Genomic DNA, 19,765 nt, shown 5'->3' with positions numbered 1-19,765 from the left:
AAACATTTATCGGATAAATATTTATATTTGTTACATAAATCTAATGAATGAAATTTCAAATTACAAATATTTTAACCTGCTTGATTTTCAGTCTTGTAAGCATTAACATAAACGCGCAAGATATCAGTGAAAAACAAAAGGAAAATATACAAAGTAAAATTAATTTCAATATTAGCTTTGCGCAGACTAACATTGATAATAACGAGTTTTACAAGGCGCAAAAAGATCTTGATGATGCCTTACAATTAGCTAAACAGATAAACGATAACAGAAGCATAGGTTTAATATATTCTAAAATTGGTAAAATTCAATACATTATTGAAGAGCCAATGGAAGCTATGCAATCTTTATCAAAAGCAGTTGAAAAACAACGTTTTGCTCAGGACGATATTAATATTGCCGAAACTTACAAAACCATTGGTAATATTTATTTATCAAGAAAGGAGTATGAAAAAGCAATAGACTATTTTAATTCTGCAGAACAAATTTTTGAAAAACATGATCTTTCTGAATTTGAAGCAGAAAGCAAGTTATACATAGGACAAGCTTTATTTAATTTAGGAAATTACACTGAAGCTAAAACCCAATTTGAAGACGCTAAAGATTTAGCTAAACGCTACAAAAACAAAAAAATATTAAGTAGTGCCTATTTAAGCTTAGGAGAGACGGAAGCTAAACTACAGGACTTTGCAAACTCAGAAATTGATATAAATGAAGGTTTTGAAATTGCAAAACTTGAAAATTTCCCAAACTTAATTAATAAGGCTTACAAAATACTTAGTGACATTCACACCAATAGAGGAGATTACAAAAAAGCTAACACCTACTTATTAAAGCACATTAAGTTAAACGATTCTATTTTAAAAATTAAAAGAAGTTATTTATCTGCAGACAAAAGATTAGACAAACAGTATAGCAGTCCAATTGAGTACCAAAAAGAAAAAGAAGCGGATTTAGAAAAAGAAGCCAGTTCTACTTGGTTAGAAAAATTAACCACCATTTTAAGTATTGCCTTAATTACTATTTTATCTCTGCTTACACTATCACTGTACAAAAACAATAATATTAGATTAAAATCTAATAATATTTTGCATAAAAAAAATGCAGAATTAACTATAGCAATGGAAAAAGCTGAGCTTGCAACAAAAACTAAAGCTAACTTTTTATCTACAGTAACTCATGAGTTAAGAACACCTTTATATGCAGTTACAGGTTTAACAAACATGCTATTAGAAGAAAACCCAAAACAAGCTCAAATTCAACATTTAAAATCATTAAAATTTTCAGGGGACTATTTATTAACCTTCATTAATGACATACTTCAAATTAATAAAATTGAAGCTAATAAAGTTGATATAGAACCTGAGGTTTTTAATCTAAAAAAGAAAGCTGAAAATGTAATTTCAGCTTTAAACAATTCTGCATTAGATAATAACATCAAACTACATTTAGAATATGATGAAACCTTACCAACTAACTTTAATGCTGATCAATTAAAAATTTCTCAAATACTAATAAATCTAATCGGTAACTCCATTAAATTTACTAAAAATGGAGATATATGGATTAGGATTATTAAACACCAACAAGATGGAGATGACTATGTTGTACGTTATGAAGTTGAAGATAACGGAATAGGGATAAGTCAAGAAAAACAAAAAAACATGTTTGAAAGCTTTTCTCAAGGCTCAATCCAAATCAACCGAAAATATGGAGGAACAGGACTTGGACTTTCTATTGTTAAGGGACTAATTGATATTTTAAAAGGAAAAATTTATATGAAAAGTGAACTGGGAACTGGTACCACGTTTTACTTTGAAATACCTATGAAGAAGAGTAACGAAATAATTGTCGAGCAAAAAGCAAATTATTTCAATGAAATTGACGAAATAGAACTTAACAATATTAAAATATTAGTAGTAGAGGATAATAAGATTAATCAAATGATTACAAAAAAAATCCTTAACAAAATGAAACTATATTGTGATGTAGTTGATAATGGTGAAGATGCAGTAGACAAAGTTAAAAACACTAAATATGATGTGGTTTTAATGGATATACACATGCCAGGAATTAGCGGTATGGAAGCCACAAAAATCATCCGAACTTTTGATACCGATTTAACTATTTTTGCATTGACTGCTGTTACCATTGAAGACAAGATGCAAGAATTTGATGATGCTGGATTTACAGACATAATCTCAAAACCTTTCAAACAAGAAGATTTTGAGAAAAAACTTTACAATGCCTTAAATTTATCTGATAGCACTGCTACTTAATTGCAAAACTTTTTACTGCATCATCAAATTGCTGTTGCTTATCTAAGGTTAAATGTATTGGCAAGTACCATAATTTATCATTTACCATAAATTCATCTTTTAGACGCATATAATCTTTTTCAGTAGTTAATATACATTCTAATTTTGATAAATCTGTAAGATCCTTTTCGGTAAATGTATGATGATCTTTATACTCTAAGTGTTCAAAGTTAAAACCTTCATTATTTAAAAATTTCACTAAAGGCTTAGCATTAGCAATTCCGGTTACTAAAGTAAAAGGCAACATTGCACTAAGTGCTTTATTACCATTTTTACTAAAAACAGAAGTACTATAATTTATATTACTAAAAAATATTTGTTGATGTTGTTGTGGTTTAATTTTAGATTTTATTTTTTCTTTAACTTCATTATCTAAATTATTGGGACATTTTGTAACTACAATTAAATCTGCACGTTTAACTCCTGCTCTGGGTTCGCGTAAATTACCAGTTGGTAAAACAATATCTTTATAATACAAGTTATTAAATGTTGTTAATAAAATAGTAAAACCTGCTGTTACTTTTCTGTGTTGATAGGCATCATCTAAAACAATAACATCAGGTTTAATATTATGTTGTAATAGCTTATCTATACCTTCTCTTCTATTTGCATCAACTGCAACTAAAACAGTTTCTTTAAACTTATTGTAAAACTGAAAAGGCTCATCACCTAAATCTAATGCTGAGGACTTTGGACTACCAAGAACAAAACCTTCACTTTTCCTACCGTAACCTCTACTTAAAGTTGCTAATTTTACGTCGTCTTTTAATAAGCGAATTAAATATTCAACCATAGGTGTTTTTCCAGTACCTCCTGTACTTAAATTACCAACACATATAACAGGAAAATCGTAAGATTTTGTAGACTTCCAACCTTTATCATACATCAAATTTCTAAACCAAGTCACCAAATAATAAATTGGAACAATAGGTAATAAAATAGAGCGTAAAAATTTCATTTAAACGATTTAAAAAATTAAAACATATGACTACTACAGTTAACATAATGTAGCTTATAATAATAGTAACGAAAGTAAATATTTTATATTTGTTTTAAATAATAAAGACAAAAAAGTATGTTGATTAAAGACCTTATTAATCATATTGAAGACATCGCTCCTTTAAATTATGCCGAAGATTTTGATAACGTTGGGCTATTAGTAGGTGATAAAAACACTAAAATTACTAATGTACTTGTAACATTGGATACTCTAGAAGCAGTAGTTGATGAGGCTATAGCCAAAAACTGTAATTTTATACTAAGCTTTCATCCTATAATATTTAAAGGATTAAAAAGTTTAACAGGAAAAAATTACGTCGAACGTACAGTACTTAAAGCCATAAAAAACAATATTGCAATTTTTGCTATTCATACTGCCCTAGACAACGATAAAAACGGAGTAAACGCTATGCTTTGTAACCAATTACAATTAATTAATCAAAACATACTAATTCCGCAAAAGCAAACCATAAAAAAGCTTACAACTTACGCTCCAAAAAATGAAGCTGATACTTTAAGACAAGCTTTATTTAAAGCAGGAGCAGGACAGATAGGTAATTATAGTAATTGTAGTTTTAACGTTAATGGTGTTGGTACATATAATGCAAACTCCAATGCAAATCCATCTAAAGGAAGCATTGGAACTGATCATAACGAAAGTGAAACACAAATTACAATAACTTTTGAAAGACATTTAGAAAGTAAAATACTAGCCACATTATTTAAAAATCACACGTATGAAGAAGTTGCATACGAGATTACAACTATTGAAAATACAAATCAAAATATAGGAATGGGAATGGTTGCCGAACTAGAAACGCAACAATCTGAAACAGAATTTCTAAACTATTTAAAAGATAAAATGAAAGTTTCTCACATTAGACATTCACAATTACTAAATAAACCAATAAAAAAAGTAGCAGTACTTGGTGGTTCTGGCAGTTTTGCTATACAAGCAGCAAAAGCAGCAGGAGCGGACGTTTTTGTAACTTCAGATTTAAAATACCATGATTTTTTTCAAGCAGAAAACAACATTTTATTAGTAGATATTGGACATTATGAAAGCGAACAGTACACAAAAAACGGTTTAGTAGCAATACTTACAAAAAAAATTCCTAATTTTGCATTCATTTTATCGAAAACAAATACCAATCCTGTTAAGTATTTTTAAAATATGGCAAAGACAAAAGAAGTAACCGTAGAAGAACGTCTAAGAGCGTTATACGATTTACAATTAATAGACTCTAGAATTGACGAAATAAGAAACGTACGTGGAGAATTACCTTTAGAGGTTAGTGATTTAGAAGACGAGGTTACAGGATTAAAAACTAGACTAGAAAAACTAGAAGATAGTTTAAGCTCTGTTGACGCTGAAATAATTGCCAAGAAAAACTTAATTGAAGAATCTAAAGCTTTAATTAAAAAATACTCTGAACAACAACAAAACGTTAGAAACAACAGAGAGTTTAACTCTTTATCTAAAGAAGTTGAGTTTCAGGAACTAGAAATTGAATTAGCTGAAAAGCATATCAGAGAATTTAAAGCTCAAATAGAGCAAAAAAAGGAAGTTATCGCTAAAACTAAAGAGCATAACAAAGAGCGTGAAACACACTTAAAACATAAAAAGAGTGAGTTAGATGCTATCCTAAAAGAAACTGAAAAAGAAGAAAAAGCTTTAATAGAAAAGTCTGAAGACTATAAGAAAAAAATTGAAGCTAGATTAGTTAAAGCATACAACCGTATCAGAGCTAACGTAAAAAATGGTTTAGCTGTAGTACCAATCGAAAGAGGTGCTTCAGGAGGATCATACTTTACAATTCCACCACAAGTACAAATGGAAATTGCTGGACGTAAAAAAATTATTACGGATGAGCATAGTGGACGTATCTTAGTTGATGCAGCTTTAGCTGATGAGCAAAAAATTAAAATGGAAAAAATGTTTTCTAAATTAGTATAACATTTTCAAATTATAAAAAAAGCCTTTACACTGTAAAGGCTTTTTTATGCTTAATTCTTTTATTTAAGAAACATTTACGATAATCTAACTTAATGTTTTCATATTTTAAACGACAAAAAGAAAAACGAAAAAGAAAAACATGAAAAAATTAATCACATTATTATTCTTAGCCTTAGTTTTTAGCTGTCATAATCAAGCACAAACTAATCCAAAACAAGATGCTATTAAAAATGCTAAACCCGTAACTGTAAAGTTAGAAAACGGTAAAGCAAAAGCCTATTTTGCAAGTGGCTGTTTTTGGTGTGTAGAAGCTGTTTATGAAAGCGTAAAAGGTGTTGACGAAGTCATTAATGGTTACGCTGGAGGACACACTAAAAACCCAACATACGAAAAAAGCAATACAGGTAAAACTGGTCATGCAGAAGCTGTAGAAGTTATTTACGACCCAAAAGTGGTAAGCTTTAAAACATTAGTAGACGTGTATTTTGCATCACAAAACCCATTACAAGTTAATGGACAAGGTCCAGATAAAGGTAGTCAGTATCGTTCAATACTATTTTACCAAGACCAAACACAAAAACAGATAATAGACACTAAAAAAGCAGCTTTAGCTAAACAATTAAATGCTAAAATTGCTGCAGAAGTTTATCCGTTCCAAAAATTTTGGATTGCTGAAGACTATCATCAAAATTACGAAAAACTACATCCAGAAAACAGATATATTCAAGGTGTGTCTATACCAAGACTTAAAAAATTTCAAGCTAAGATGCCTGAAGTTTTAAAAGAAAAACACTAAAGTTTAGTCGCTTTAATTTCAAAAATCAAAGGATACAATTTATCTTTTGTTACATAATTACCCGATTTAGTTTCAACTAAATCGGGTAATACATTATATGGGCTTTCGTCGTATTCATTTAAATACTCAATTTTTAATCCTGCTTCTGTTAAAGCATTAATAACTTCACTTAATCCATGGTTCCAACCATATTCTTTGGTAATCATTTTAGATTCAGTATCAGCATAAGTCCCTTCATATTCTTCATAAATCACCTCATCTTGCATATAGCCATATTTCATTTTTGGCTTTTTTTCTAAATAATCAAACATCCATACAATAGGATGAAATTCTACCATATAAAACTCACCTCCAGTTGTTAATCTTTCTGCTATCATTTTTCCCCAAGGTTTTAAATCAGGTAACCAACCAATAACACCATAACTTGTAAATACTATATCAAAAACTTCTTTTACATGTGCTGATGTATCCAAAACATTACAACACACAAATTTAGCATCTAAATGCAATTCTTCATTTAAGCTTTTTGCTAGCTTAATACCTTCGTCACTTAAATCAACGCCAACACACATAGCTCCTAACCGACTCCAACTTAAGGTGTCTTGTCCAAAATGACATTGTAAATGCAATAAACGTTTCCCTTCAATATTTGGCAAAGCTGCTAATTCATAATGCATTAAAGTGTTTTTTCCTTTTTTAAAAGACTTGATATTATACATATCACTTTCAGAATGCACTTTAACCTTAGTATTCCATGTTAATTTATTAGCTTCAAAATATTGATTATATTTAGTCATGACATAATATTTTCTTCTAATATAAAACTTTATTTTAATGTGATTATCTTTGAAAATAAACAGCTACTAATGAAACAATATTTTCTATACTTTATTTTTTTCATTTTTATTACCTCATGTAAAAATGATACTGAAAGACAACCCATTAAAAAAACACTATCCATTGCCGAAAAAATTGCAAATGCACACGGAATTAGCAAATGGAACACAGTAAATCAAATAGATTTCACCTTTAATGTAGACAAAGACAGTACTCATTTTGAGCGTCATTGGTCATGGCAACCTAAAACAAACAACGTTACTTTAATTACCGGAAAAGACACTATAAATTATAATAGATCTAAAATAGACAGCTTATCTTTAAGAGTTGATCAAGGTTTTATAAATGATAAATTTTGGCTTTTAGCTCCTTTTCAATTAGTTTGGGATAGCGGAACAACTATTTCTGAAGCTACAAAAGAAAAAGCACCAATTAGCGATACCGTTTTAAATAAAATAACTCTTACTTATTCCAATAAAGGTGGTTACACTCCTGGTGATGCCTATGATTTTTATTACGATAAAAACTATACTATCAAAGAGTGGGTTTTCAGAAAAGGAAATACAGAAAAGCCATCTATGATAACAACTTTTGAAAACCACAAAGACTTTAACGGAATAACAATTGCCAAAGACCATAAAAAGGCTGAAGGAAATTGGAATTTATCTTTTAGTAATATTATTATAAAAACACAGAGTTAAAACATCCAAAATATAAATCGCAATCGTATATAACACAATTCCGCTTTATTGCGTCACTATAAACTTAAAAGGCTTTATAAATTATTTATAAAGCCTTTTTTCATGACCAAAATACAACTTCATTTCTAAATTAATAATTCTTATTTTTGTGTAAACCCGAAAAACTACACATCGTGTCCAACTATAAACAAGGTCTAGACTTTGCTAAATCTCAAGACCAAAACGATCCCATTTCTTCTTACAGAAATCAATTTCATATTCCTAAAGATAAAGACGGAAACGATTGGTTATACTTTACAGGAAACTCCCTTGGTTTACAACCAAAAGCTACAAAAGAGTACATAAATCAAGAGTTAGAAGATTGGGCAAATTTGGGTGTAGAGGGTCATTTTGAAGCTAAAAATCCTTGGATGCCTTATCATGAATTCTTAACAGAATCTATGGCTAAAATTGTAGGCGCTAAACCTATTGAAGTGGTTATCATGAACACCTTAACCACCAATTTACATTTGTTAATGGTTAGTTTTTACCAACCAACAAAAACAAAATACAAGATTGTAATTGAAAGTGACGCTTTTCCTAGTGATAGGTATGCAGTACAAACACAATTAGAGTTTCATGGTTTTAATGCTAGTGAAGGTGTGATAGAATGGAAACCTCGTGAAGGGGAAGAACTTTTAAACATAGACGATTTAGAAACTATTTTAGAAGAACAAGGTGATGAAATTGCTTTACTTCTTATCGGAGGCGTAAATTATTACACAGGGCAATATTTAGACATAAAGAAAATTGCAGATTTAGGTCATGCTAAAGATTGTATGGTTGGTATCGATTTAGCGCATGGAGTAGGAAACATAAAACCAGATTTTCACAACTCTGGAGTAGACTTTGCGGCTTGGTGTACTTATAAATATTTAAATGCTGGACCAGGAAGTTTAGGTGGTCTTTTTGTACACGAAAAACATGCACATAATAAAGATTTAAAACGTTTTGCTGGATGGTGGAGTCATAATAAATCAACACGATTTAATATGCGACAACCTCTAGATATCATTCCAGGAGCAGAAGGTTGGCAACTTAGTAATCCGCCAATTTTATCTATGGCAGCAATTAAAGCTTCTCTAGATATGTTTAATGAAGTTGGTATGGATGCACTTCGAGCGAAATCTGAAAAACTAACAGGTTATTTCGAGTTTTTAATTAATGAATTAAATAACGAGAAAATTAAAATAATTACACCAACCAACCCTAAAGAGCGTGGTTGTCAATTATCCATTCAAGTAAAAGATGCAGACAAAAACTTGCACAAACAATTAACCGAAGCAAATATCATTACAGATTGGCGAGAACCAGATGTTATACGCTGTGCTCCTGTACCATTATACAACACTTTTGTAGATGTCTATAAAATGGTAGAAAAATTGAAAGAGATACTAAACAGATAACTCTTAAAGAATAAATAATGAGATCCTGAATCAAGTTCAGGATGACAAAACCTAACACTAAGTCAAAGTTGAGACTAGCAATATGAGTAAAAAAGATAATATACTAATCATAGGAGCAGGACTTTGTGGCTCACTCCTAGCCTTACGTCTAGCACAACGTGGTTACAACGTAAATGTTTACGAAAGCAGACCAGATTTACGCATTACAGATATTTCTGCTGGACGCTCTATCAATTTAGCATTATCAGATAGAGGTTTAAAAGCCATGCGACTTGCAGGTGTTGAAGACAAAGTGAAACCATTGTGTATTCCTATGTACGGAAGATTGGTTCATGACACAGAAGGAAACACCTTTCCTTCCAATTATTCTGGAAGAGATAACGAATTTATCAACTCCATTTCTAGAGGAGATTTAAATGGATTATTATTGACAGAAGCTGATTTATACGATAACCTAACCATTCATTTCAATAAAAAATGTAAAGGAGTAGACATTGAAAATAACACAGCAACTTTTTACGATTATAAAACCAAAGAAGAATTTACTGCACAAGGAGACGTAGTTTTTGGTACAGATGGAGCAGGTTCTTCACTTAGAAAAAGCTATTATTTAGAGCGTAAATTTTTGTTTAGCTACTCACAAAACTATTTAACACATGGTTATAAAGAGTTAGAGATTCCCGCTTCCGCTGAAGGACAACACCTTATAAGTAAAGATTATCTTCACATTTGGCCTCGAGGCGATTACATGTTAATTGCGCTTCCTAATTTAGACGGAAGCTTTACAGTAACCTTGTTTTTAAGTTATGAAGAAGGTGAATATAACTTCCATAATTTAACTACAGAAGAAACCATTAAAAACTTCTTTGAAACGCAATTCCCAGATGCATTAGCATTAATACCAAATATAGCAGATGAGTTTTTTAATAATCCAACAGGAGCACTAGGAACCATAAAATGCTCACCTTGGCATTACAAAAACAAAAATGTTATTCTTGGAGATGCTGCACATGCTATTGTTCCGTTTTATGGACAAGGTATGAACGCATCTTTTGAAGATGTAACCGTTTTTGATGCTATTCTAGACCAACATGAAGGCGATTGGGAAACTATTTTTAAAGTCTACGAAAAAACTAGAAAAGCAGATACAGATGCTATTGCAGATTTAGCTATAGACAACTATTACGAAATGCGTGATCACGTTGCTAATCCTATTTTTAAAGAAAAACGTGCTATTGAAATGGCTTTAGAAAAAGAATTTCCAAACCATTATTTTTCAAAATATTCAATGGTAACTTTTAAAGAAGACATTCCTTATCACACAGCAATGACAAAAGGAAGAGCACAAGACAAAGCCATTTTAAATCTATTAGTAGATAAAAAAATCACAACAACCGAAGACTTAAATAGCATCTTGAAAAAAGTACAAAAAGAAACAGAAGCTATTTTAGAAGAAGATAAAATTGCTGGATTGAAGTAACTAAAAATTAGCAATTAGCCAAAATGAAAAAAATTTAGGGCTTAAAAATAAACTTAGTAAATTATAAAGCCCTCAAATCAATTCAAAAGAATTGAAACATCAAGGCGAAGAATAGATGAAGAAAAGCTCCGAAAACAGGAGAACGCAGTTCGACGCGGAGTTTTCAAATCGGTTTCAGTTTGCAAAACTGAAAATTCCTTGGCTTGATTGTGATTTTTTGGTTCGTTTTGCATCAAGGCAAAATGAACAGAGATAAAACAGAAAATATGAGTAATAAAAACAATGAGATTCCTGCTTCCGCAGGAACGAAGGTAACACCAAGAGGAGCATATCCACACGTAAAACAAGTTGGAGATTTCATTTTCGTTTCAGGAACAAGTTCGCGTAGAGCAGACAACAGCATTGCTGGCGTAGATATTATAGATGAAATGGGAACCAAAAAGCTCAATGCCTACACACAAACTCAAGAAGTTTTAAAAAACATTGATACCAATCTTAAAAAAGTTGGAGCAAGTTTAAAAAACGTAGTTGATGTGACTTCGTTTTTAGTAAACATGAATGACTTTGCAGATTACAACAAAGCCTACGCAGAGTTTTTTGACAAAGAAACAGGACCAACAAGAACCACAGTCGCTGTACACCAATTACCACATCCAGATTTGGTGGTGGAGATTAAGGTTATGGCTTATGTTGGTAAATAATATATAAATTTAATGTCTCCTCGAGCGCAGTCGAGAGGTCACTAAAATAGGTCTCGGCTGCGCTCGACCAGACTAAAGAAAATGGAAAACATTAAAAACTACATAAACGGAAACTTCCACAATCCAATTCAAAACCATTGGATAGATAACTACAATCCTAGTAATGGAGAAGTTTACGGACAAATTCCAAACTCATCAAAAGAAGATGTTGAGCAAGCCTATAAAAGCGCCAAATCTGCTTTTCCAAGCTGGTCACAAACAAGCATAGAAGAACGTAGTAGGATTTTAATTAAGATTTCAGAATTATTAGAAGCTAATTTAGACCGTTTTGCAAAAGCAGAAAGCAAAGACAATGGAAAACCAATTAGCTTAGCAAAAGCAGTAGATATACCAAGAGCAGCAAGTAATTTCAGATTCTTTGGTAATGCGATAACACAATTTGCTAGTGAAAGTCACGAAAGCATTAATCAAGCAATAAACTACACACTACGTCAACCCATTGGTGTTGTAGGTTGTATTTCTCCTTGGAATCTTCCTCTTTATTTATTTACATGGAAAATCGCTCCAGCAATTGCAGCAGGAAACTGCGTCGTTGCCAAACCAAGTGAAGTCACACCTATGACAGCTTATTTGTTAGGTAAAATTTGTAACGAAGCAGGACTTCCAAAAGGTGTTTTAAATATTGTACATGGTTTAGGAGGTTCAACAGGACAAGCCATTATAGAGCATGAAAATATAAAAGCGATTAGTTTTACAGGAGGAACAGCAACAGGAGCACATATTGCAAAAGTAGCAGCTCCTATGTTTAAAAAACTATCGTTAGAATTAGGCGGAAAAAACCCGAACATCATTTTTGCAGATTGCGATTATGACGATATGTTAAATACAACGGTTCGCTCCTCTTTTGCTAATCAAGGTCAGATTTGTTTATGCGGAAGCAGAATCTTTGTAGAAGCTTCTATCTATGAAAAATTCAAGAAAGATTTTGTTAATAAAGTGAAAGCTTTAAAAGTTGGTCATCCATCGGAAGTATCTACTAATATTGGAGCATTAGTATCCAAACCACATTTAGAAAAAGTAAAAGAATATATAAATATCGCTAAAGCGGAAAATGGAATAATCCTTTGCGGAGGAAACCAAGTAACTGTAGCAGGTTTTGAAAACGGTTACTATTTAGAACCAACAGTTATTGAAGTACCTAATGATGACTGCAGAGTAAATCAAGAAGAAATTTTTGGACCAGTAGTTACCATTATGCCTTTTCATAATGAAGACGAAGTCTTACAAATGGCAAACAAAGTAAAGTATGGTTTGTCTGCAACATTATGGACTAATAACTTAAAACGCACCATGAAAATGAGTAACCAATTGCAAGCAGGAATAGTTTGGGTGAACACTTGGATGATGCGTGATTTACGTACACCTTTTGGAGGTGTAAAAGCATCTGGCATTGGACGTGAAGGTGGTTTTGAAGCGTTACGCTTTTTTACTGAAGCTAAAAATGTTTGTATAAAATACTAGTTTATATAAAAGTGGGAATTTTATAATTTAAAACGAAATGTCTCCTCGAGCGCAGTCGAGAGGTCTACTATGAAAACTTATTATGTTTACATATTACAATGTTCAGATAACTTAACCTACACAGGAGTTACAAATAACATTTCCAGAAGATTTGAAGAGCACCAAAATGGATTAAACAAAAATTGTTTTACTTTTAAAAGAAGACCATTAAAGTTAATTTTTCATCAAGAATTTAACGATATTGAACAAGCAATATTTTTTGAAAAGAAAATAAAAAAGTGGAGTGCAAAAAAGAAATATGCATTAGCTAATAGTGAATTTGATTTATTAAAAATTTTATCAGAATGCAGAAATGCTACTCATTCTAAATATAATACAGAAAGCGAGTAAGGTCTCGACTTCGCTCGACCAGACATAAAACACAAATTACAAATTGAAACAAGATTGTCTCCTCGAGCGCAGTCGATAGGTTTCTAAATAAAAAATAATGATCAATTGAGAGCAATGTCTCGACTGAACTCAACTAGACTAAGATTATGGATTTACAACTAAACAACAAATACGCACTAGTTTGCGGAAGCACAGCAGGAATAGGAAAAGCAACCGCTTTAGCATTAGCTGAAGAAGGCGTACAAGTAACACTTATTGCTAGAAACGAAGACAAGTTAAAAGCAACGTTAACAGAACTACCACAACATAGAAATCACGATTATATAGTTGCCGATTTTTCTAACCCGAATGATTTAAAAGAAAAGATCGAAGCTTATATAAACGAAAATCACGGATTTCATGTGTTAGTAAATAATACAGGTGGACCAAAAGGAGGACCTGTTTTTTCGGCAGATGTAGATGAGTTTGAAGGTGCTTTTACTCAGCATTTAAAATGTAATCACGTGTTAGCACAAGCAGTGGTTCCGTTTATGAAAAAGGAAAACTATGGTCGTATTGTAAATGTAATTTCTACATCAGTAAAACAACCTTTAGATGGTTTAGGTGTGAGTAATACCATTCGTGGTGCTGTAGCTAACTGGAGTAAAACATTAGCTAACGAGCTTGGTCAATTTGGTATTACGGTAAACAATGTGTTACCTGGAGCAACAGGAACCGATCGTTTGGCTGAAATTATTAAAAACAAATCTGTTAAAACAGGAAAAACAGAAGAAGAATCTGCAAATGCCATGAAAAGTGCTGTGCCTGCAAAACGTTTTGCAAAACCAGAAGAATTAGCTGATGCAATTACCTTTTTAGCAAGCGAACGTGCGAGTTATATTAACGGAATTAATCTTCCGGTTGATGGTGGAAGAACAAAGAGTTTATAATTCTTTATTTCGTTTATTATTACTAATTTTATTGAATTGATGAATCTGCGTTAAGGATTACTCACAGATTAATATTTTAAAATATTGATTTCGTGAACCTAAAGGTTTGAAAGGTTTGTTTGAGCTCCTTACAGAGAGCGAGCCTTAAAAGCCTGACCCTATTTAGGGAAACGCCCAAAATATATTAATATCCTGAATTTTGTTTAGGATGATAAAAATTAAAAATTTGTATCATGAGTAAATTATTTCCACCTATAAATTTTAAAGCTTGGATTGAAGAAAATAGACATCTTTTAAAACCACCTGTTGGAAACAAAGTGGTTTGGAAGGATGGTGATTTTATTGTTATGGTTGTTGGTGGACCAAATAATAGAAAGGATTACCATTATAACGAAACACCTGAGTTTTTTCATCAAATTGAAGGTGATATTGTTTTAAAAGTGATTGATGAAGGTGTGCCAAAAGACATACACATTAAAGAAGGTGAAATATTTTTGTTGCCTCCAAAAGTACCACACTCGCCTCAACGTGGAGCTAACACTGTTGGTTTAGTTATTGAATATCCAAGAGAAAAAGGAGTACAAGATGCCTTACTTTGGTTTTGCGAAAACTGTACTACTAAATTATATGAAGAAGATTTTACAGTAAAAAATATTGAAACTGATATGCCAAAAATATTCGATAAATATTATGGAGATTTGGACAAACGTACTTGCCCTAATTGTGGTGAAATTATGGAACCACCAAAAAAGGTTAAGTTAGAAAACTAATTAGCAGTTAGCAAAAGCAACAAAGTTGGGATTAAAAATAACATTAGCTTAATTGAAAGTCCCAAATCAATTTGTAAAATTGAACATTGAAATGCAGAAATAATGAGTGAAGGAAAAAAACTGCAAAGCGAAGCTTTAAGCACGCAATTCCGAGAATGAATGTACAGCAGGAATTTTATCATTACAATTTGATTTTTTTGTTTTGATCCGCAATGTACTTTCATTTAAAACTGTGTTTTAAATTCAGTAATGCATCAAGGCAAAATGAATAGAATAAATAATTTAAGACAACGATTGCCACATCTAAAGATTCGCAATGACAAAACTTATGGAAAAACGTAAACTTAGAATTAACGGTCACTCACACTTATTGCCATATCCAGAGCAAATTCCTCAGTTTATGCAAGACAAAGGTATTTTTTGGGTTGATAAAGACCGAAAATTCATGCTTCAAAAAGATTGGAACAGACCTATAACCGATTCTAGTTTTTTCTTAAACGAAAAGTTAGAATGGATGCAACGTAATAAAATTGATCACGCTGTTGTTTTAAACTTATCTCAATTATATGGAAATGGCTTACGTGTTGATGAGATGAAACAAGCCTTGCGTTTTCAAAACGATTTTAACGCAAAAGTACAACGCGAAAACCCTAGTAAATTTACTTGTGGATTTGTTGTACATCCTGGTTTTGTTAGAGGTGCCTGTTGGGAAATTGAACGTTGCGTCGAGGAACTAGGTATGAGATTACTATGTCTTCCAACACATTATATGGATACTATTGGAACTTGGCGTTGTATTTTTGATGAAGAAAACGAACCTATTTTTGAACTAGCAAACAAATATAATTTAGCAGTAGAAATTCATCCTTATGATGGCGAAAAGTTTATAAAATTAGAAAACACTTCTTGGCGTTTTCACTTAATTTGGATGTTGGCGCAATGTGCAGATGCTTATCATTTTTTAACCCTAAATGGCTATCAAGATAAATACCCTAATATGCGTACTTGCTTTGCTCATGGTGGACAGTTAGCTCAGATTAACTTAGGACGACGTATTCAAGGCTTTGATGGAAGACCGGATTTATTTGAAGGTAAAAGTCATCCAAGAAAAGCAGTTGGACATAAAAACATCTTTTTTGATACTTTAGTGCATGATACTGGAGGTCTAGAACTATTATTGCGTAATCAAGGTTCTAAACAAGTTTTAATGGGACTTGATGATCCATACCCTTTAGGCGAAATGGAAAGTGAGAAACAAAGTTCTTATCCTGGAAAAATATTAGATTTAGCTATGGAAAGACAAATTATTACCGAAACCGAACGAGATGCTATTTGGGAAGATAACGTGATCCAATGGTTATGTGGTGATGACCAAGATGCTAAGGACAAATTAGTAAAACGAATTTTAGGATAATAAAAAGATCTCCTCGAGCGCAGTCGAGAGTGTTTTTATTTTTAATGATATATAATAGAAAGGTCTCGACTGCGCTCGACCAGACAATACCATGTATTTTTTACCCGAAAAATTAGACGACTACGTTGTAGCTCACAGTCAGGATGAGCCAGAATTATTACAACAACTGACTAGAGAAACTTACCAAAAAATATTACAACCTATTATGCTTAGTGGGCCGTATCAAGGTCGTGTTTTAAGCATGATTTCTAAATTAATTAGGCCAAAATCTGTTTTAGAACTTGGCACTTTTACGGGTTATGCGACACTTTGTTTAGCGGAAGGTTTACACCCTGAAGGGCAAATACACACCATTGATGTTAATGAAGAGCTGGAAGATTTTCAGCGTAAGTACTTTGATAAATCTGACTATGGAAAACAAATACATCAGTATTTGGGAAGTGCAATGGACATACTTCCTGATATGAATAAAACCTTTGATTTAGTTTTTATTGATGCTGATAAGCCTAATTATGTCAATTATTTTCATTTAATAATTGACAAATTAAATCCAGGCGGAATCATATTATCAGACAATGTTTTATGGCATGGAAAAGTTGTGGAACCCTTAAACGACAAAGATGTATCTACAAAAGCTGTTTTAGATTTCAATACACTTTTAAAAGAGGATCCAAGAATTGAAACCGTTTTACTACCTATAAGAGATGGTTTAACCATTAGCCGAAAAATATAAAAATACCAATGAATAAATTAGAAATAAGAACCGTTGATGTTACACAATACATCACACCTTTAAGAGAAGGTGGTTCTTTACCTGCAATTGTAAAAGCAGATGACGATTTTTTATACGTTTTAAAATTTAGAGGTGCTGGTCAAGGAAAAAAAGCTTTAATTGCTGAATTTATTGGTGGCGAATTAGCAAGAGCTATTGGACTAAAAGTTCCAGAATTGGTGTTTATGAATTTAGATGATTCGTTTAGTAAAACCGAACCTGATGAAGAAATACAAGATTTATTAAAATTTAGCGTCGGTTTAAATCTAGGTTTACATTACTTAAGTGGCTCTATTACTTTTGACCCCTTAGCTTCTGTTGCAGACCCTTTAACAGCCTCTAAAGTGGTATTACTAGATAGTATTATTAGTAACATTGACAGAACAGTTAAAAACCCAAATGTACTTAATTGGAATAAAGAATTATGGGTAATTGACAATGGTGCAAGTTTTTATTTTCATCATAATTGGGATACTTGGGAGAATCATTTAACACGTACATTTCCTTTAATTAAAGATCATGTTTTACTAGATCGTGCGACAAAATTAGACGAAGCATCACTACATATTACCTCAACACTAACAAGTAATACTATCAATACAATTATAAACACTATTCCTGAAGATTGGCTAATAAACGAATCTGACACGTTTACACCAGATCAAATAAGAGAAGCTTATAAAACGTATTTAAACTCTAGACTTGAAAAGATAAACTCACTAGTTAAAGAAGCGGAAGATGCAAGATAAAGTTACTTTTGAATACGCGATTATTAGACTTGTCCCTAAAGTAGAACGTGAAGAGTTTTTTAACATTGGTGTTATATTGTTTTCTAAAAGAAAAAAATATCTAAACGTTAAATTTAAAATAGACAAGACTAAATTAGCTGCATTTGCATGCGAATTAAATATGGAAGACTTAAATACCTATTTAAAGTCTTGGGAATTAATTTGTAAAGGAGATAAATCAAGCGGAAAGATTGGACAGTTTGAATTATCAGACAGATTTAGATGGTTAGCAGCATCACGCAGTACTGTAATACAAAGCTCTAAAACTCATTCTGGATTAACTAATAATCCCGAAAAAGAATTAGAACATATTTTTAACAACTATGTGCTGTGTAAATAACTTAAACAATTACTCATATTTTAATAACTAAAATTCAATCAAAAAAGAAAGCTAATATTCTAGGAATCTTAGTTGGTATTATTGCATTTTTAATCTCCTTTTATGGTGTTAAGCAACTATTTAAAAAAGACATTGCTGCAGAATTAAAAAAGGTTGCAATAGAAATGAACAAGCAAACACCTATAGCAATTGACCAATACACTAGACTAGACAGTACGTCTTCTAAGGGGAAAACTAATTTTATTTATCACTATACACTTTTAGACACCAAAAAATCTGAAGTTGTTATGGACACCGTAAATAAGTACATAAGACCTAATATTATTGAAAATGTAAAAAACAGTCCTGATTTAAAAACGTATCGTGATAATAATATAAGCTTAGACTATAGGTATTACGATAAAGACGGTGTTTTTACTATGGAAATTTCTGTAACGCCAGAGCTTTATAACAAATAAAGGCTCTATTAAATTTTGAGTTTGCTTAAATAAACAAATACTTAAAATTTAATTTTTACCATTTATAACATTTGCTAAATAACTAGCGTCTTTACTGACACCTCCTAAAGTAGCAGAACCTCGAGTAAACATCCAAGGTAAACCAATAAAATATAAACCGTCCATATTACTTACACCTCTGTAATTTTTAGGGTAACCGTCTGCATCCAACTCTAAACCATGTATCCATTTAAAGTTTGGACGATAACCTGTTGCCCAAACTACATTTTTAATAGATGATTTTTTAGTAGATTCAAAAATAATTTGATCATTCAAAGCATCCTTAGTTCTTCCAACAGGTATCACATTATCTCTAGACAATATACCCTTAACATCTGTACCAATAACAGGCTGTGTAGATCTATTTATTTTTTTTCCTATCCAGCTGTATTTATTATAACTTAAAAAACCAACCTTAGTAAACCACCACCATAATGTTTTACCTAAAAACTGTTGTGGCAAAGATTTGACTTTAGTATCTCCGGAAAAAAATACTGTTCTGGATTGGTCTTTAGAAATCTCATTTAATATTTGATAACCACTATCTCCTCCTCCAACTACCAAAGCGTCACCAGACTGCAATTGGTGTGTGCCTTTATAATAATTACTATGCATTTGCAAAGTTGAATCTTCAATTTTTGTATGACAAGGTGGTGTATATGGTATATGAAATGGTCCAGTTGCAACTATAACATTATTAGCCTTAATACTTCCGTTTTTGTGTATAACTTCAAATCCGTTTTCGGTTTTATTAATTGCTGTTACATGTGTATTAAGTTGCATAGGAATGCTAAATTTTTCGACGTAAGTCTTAAAATAATTAGCGACTTCAATTTTAGAAGGATAATGACCTTTAGGTGCATCAAATTTTAAACCTGGTAAATGATTATACTCTGTTGGAGTAAATAATTTTAACGAGTCCCAACGATTTAACCATGAGGCACCAACTTGAGACTGACCATCAAGCACTATAAATTGTTTATTCATTTTTTGCAAATGATAAGCCATAGCTAATCCTGCTTGTGCACCTCCAATAATCACATAATCCATCCTTAAACTTATTGTTTTCTGCAAAAGTAAAAACATATATACAACTGACTAATTATTGCT

At 31.7% G+C, this 19,765-nt stretch carries 20 protein-coding genes; 17 read left to right on the top strand and 3 right to left on the bottom strand.

The features are described 5' to 3' along the window. The first annotated feature begins 47 nt into the window (after positions 1-47). Positions 48-2,279, top strand: coding sequence for an ATP-binding protein (locus tag JAO71_RS05635; protein ID WP_116824190.1), 2,232 nt, complete (start codon positions 48-50; stop codon positions 2,277-2,279). Here JAO71_RS05635 and lpxK read toward each other — a convergent pair. Next, positions 2,272-3,276 carry a tetraacyldisaccharide 4'-kinase gene (gene lpxK, locus JAO71_RS05630; protein WP_116824189.1) on the bottom strand — a complete coding sequence of 335 codons (1,005 nt, stop codon included), beginning with the start codon at positions 3,274-3,276 and terminating at the stop codon, positions 2,272-2,274. The genes JAO71_RS05635 and lpxK overlap by 8 nt on opposite strands. Positions 3,277-3,393: 117 nt before the next feature. On the opposite strand from lpxK, the gene JAO71_RS05625 reads away from it, so the two are divergent. The 3 genes from JAO71_RS05625 (at position 3,394) to msrA (ending at position 6,070) form a co-directional block, all read left to right on the top strand. Further along, a complete protein-coding gene (locus JAO71_RS05625; protein ID WP_116824188.1) occupies positions 3,394-4,488 on the top strand; it encodes a Nif3-like dinuclear metal center hexameric protein in 1,095 nt (364 codons plus the stop codon). Positions 4,489-4,491: 3 nt separating this feature from the next. Further along, on the top strand, positions 4,492-5,274 hold the full coding sequence (locus JAO71_RS05620) for a zinc ribbon domain-containing protein (protein ID WP_028289623.1): 783 nt from the start codon (positions 4,492-4,494) through the stop codon (positions 5,272-5,274). Between the two features lie 139 nt (positions 5,275-5,413). After that, positions 5,414-6,070, top strand: coding sequence for a peptide-methionine (S)-S-oxide reductase MsrA (gene msrA / locus JAO71_RS05615; protein WP_028289622.1), 657 nt, complete (start codon positions 5,414-5,416; stop codon positions 6,068-6,070). Here msrA and JAO71_RS05610 read toward each other — a convergent pair. Next, positions 6,067-6,867 (bottom strand): class I SAM-dependent methyltransferase, encoded by an 801-nt coding sequence (locus JAO71_RS05610; RefSeq protein ID WP_116824186.1) that lies wholly within the window; start codon positions 6,865-6,867, stop codon positions 6,067-6,069. The genes msrA and JAO71_RS05610 overlap by 4 nt on opposite strands. A 69-nt stretch (positions 6,868-6,936) precedes the next feature. Between JAO71_RS05610 and JAO71_RS05605 the strand changes: the two genes are divergently transcribed. The 13 genes from JAO71_RS05605 (at position 6,937) to JAO71_RS05545 (ending at position 18,616) form a co-directional block, all read left to right on the top strand. After that, a complete protein-coding gene (locus JAO71_RS05605; RefSeq protein ID WP_116824185.1) occupies positions 6,937-7,608 on the top strand; it encodes a hypothetical protein in 672 nt (223 codons plus the stop codon). Between the two features lie 173 nt (positions 7,609-7,781). After that, positions 7,782-9,053, top strand: a complete 1,272-nt coding sequence (gene kynU / locus JAO71_RS05600; protein WP_202999473.1) for a kynureninase — start codon at positions 7,782-7,784, stop codon at positions 9,051-9,053. An 82-nt stretch (positions 9,054-9,135) separates the two neighbouring features. Then, entirely contained in the window at positions 9,136-10,533 is a 1,398-nt protein-coding gene (locus tag JAO71_RS05595) for an FAD-dependent oxidoreductase (RefSeq protein WP_202999471.1), read from the top strand. Between the two features lie 266 nt (positions 10,534-10,799). Next, positions 10,800-11,234: a RidA family protein gene (locus JAO71_RS05590; protein ID WP_051419174.1), complete on the top strand. Its 435-nt coding sequence runs from the start codon at positions 10,800-10,802 to the stop codon at positions 11,232-11,234. 81 nt (positions 11,235-11,315) lie between these two features. Then, the gene (locus JAO71_RS05585) at positions 11,316-12,755 is read left to right on the top strand and encodes an aldehyde dehydrogenase (protein ID WP_202999469.1); all 1,440 of its coding nucleotides are present in this window, start codon (positions 11,316-11,318) and stop codon (positions 12,753-12,755) included. 69 nt (positions 12,756-12,824) lie between these two features. Further along, positions 12,825-13,145 (top strand): GIY-YIG nuclease family protein, encoded by a 321-nt coding sequence (locus JAO71_RS05580; RefSeq protein ID WP_028607374.1) that lies wholly within the window; start codon positions 12,825-12,827, stop codon positions 13,143-13,145. A gap of 146 nt (positions 13,146-13,291) precedes the next feature. Next, positions 13,292-14,074 (top strand): SDR family oxidoreductase, encoded by a 783-nt coding sequence (locus tag JAO71_RS05575; protein ID WP_202999467.1) that lies wholly within the window; start codon positions 13,292-13,294, stop codon positions 14,072-14,074. Between the two features lie 233 nt (positions 14,075-14,307). Continuing rightward, complete coding sequence (locus JAO71_RS05570) at positions 14,308-14,844, top strand: 3-hydroxyanthranilate 3,4-dioxygenase (RefSeq protein WP_028289613.1); 537 nt, start codon at positions 14,308-14,310, stop codon at positions 14,842-14,844. A gap of 328 nt (positions 14,845-15,172) precedes the next feature. Continuing rightward, on the top strand, positions 15,173-16,258 hold the full coding sequence (locus JAO71_RS05565; RefSeq protein ID WP_202999515.1) for an amidohydrolase family protein: 1,086 nt from the start codon (positions 15,173-15,175) through the stop codon (positions 16,256-16,258). Between the two features lie 91 nt (positions 16,259-16,349). Continuing rightward, positions 16,350-16,991: an O-methyltransferase gene (locus JAO71_RS05560; RefSeq protein ID WP_116824179.1), complete on the top strand. Its 642-nt coding sequence runs from the start codon at positions 16,350-16,352 to the stop codon at positions 16,989-16,991. A gap of 8 nt (positions 16,992-16,999) precedes the next feature. Further along, positions 17,000-17,779, top strand: coding sequence for a HipA family kinase (locus JAO71_RS05555; RefSeq protein WP_116824178.1), 780 nt, complete (start codon positions 17,000-17,002; stop codon positions 17,777-17,779). Then, a complete protein-coding gene (locus JAO71_RS05550) occupies positions 17,769-18,158 on the top strand; it encodes a DUF3037 domain-containing protein (protein ID WP_116824177.1) in 390 nt (129 codons plus the stop codon). Before JAO71_RS05555 ends, JAO71_RS05550 begins: the two co-directional genes overlap by 11 nt. A 164-nt stretch (positions 18,159-18,322) precedes the next feature. Further along, a complete protein-coding gene (locus JAO71_RS05545; RefSeq protein WP_116824176.1) occupies positions 18,323-18,616 on the top strand; it encodes a hypothetical protein in 294 nt (97 codons plus the stop codon). A gap of 48 nt (positions 18,617-18,664) precedes the next feature. Here the strand turns inward: JAO71_RS05545 and JAO71_RS05540 are convergent, their stop codons facing one another. Next, the gene (locus JAO71_RS05540; protein WP_236011174.1) at positions 18,665-19,741 is read right to left on the bottom strand and encodes a flavin-containing monooxygenase; all 1,077 of its coding nucleotides are present in this window, start codon (positions 19,739-19,741) and stop codon (positions 18,665-18,667) included. Positions 19,742-19,765 lie beyond the last annotated feature (24 nt).

The sequence above is a fragment of the Olleya sediminilitoris genome (genome assembly GCF_016785945.1).
In the GTDB taxonomy this organism is placed as follows: Bacteria; Bacteroidota; Bacteroidia; order Flavobacteriales; family Flavobacteriaceae; genus Olleya; species Olleya sediminilitoris.
Note: the sequence above shows the minus strand (reverse complement) of the source record. Positions and strands in the feature narration are given on the sequence as shown.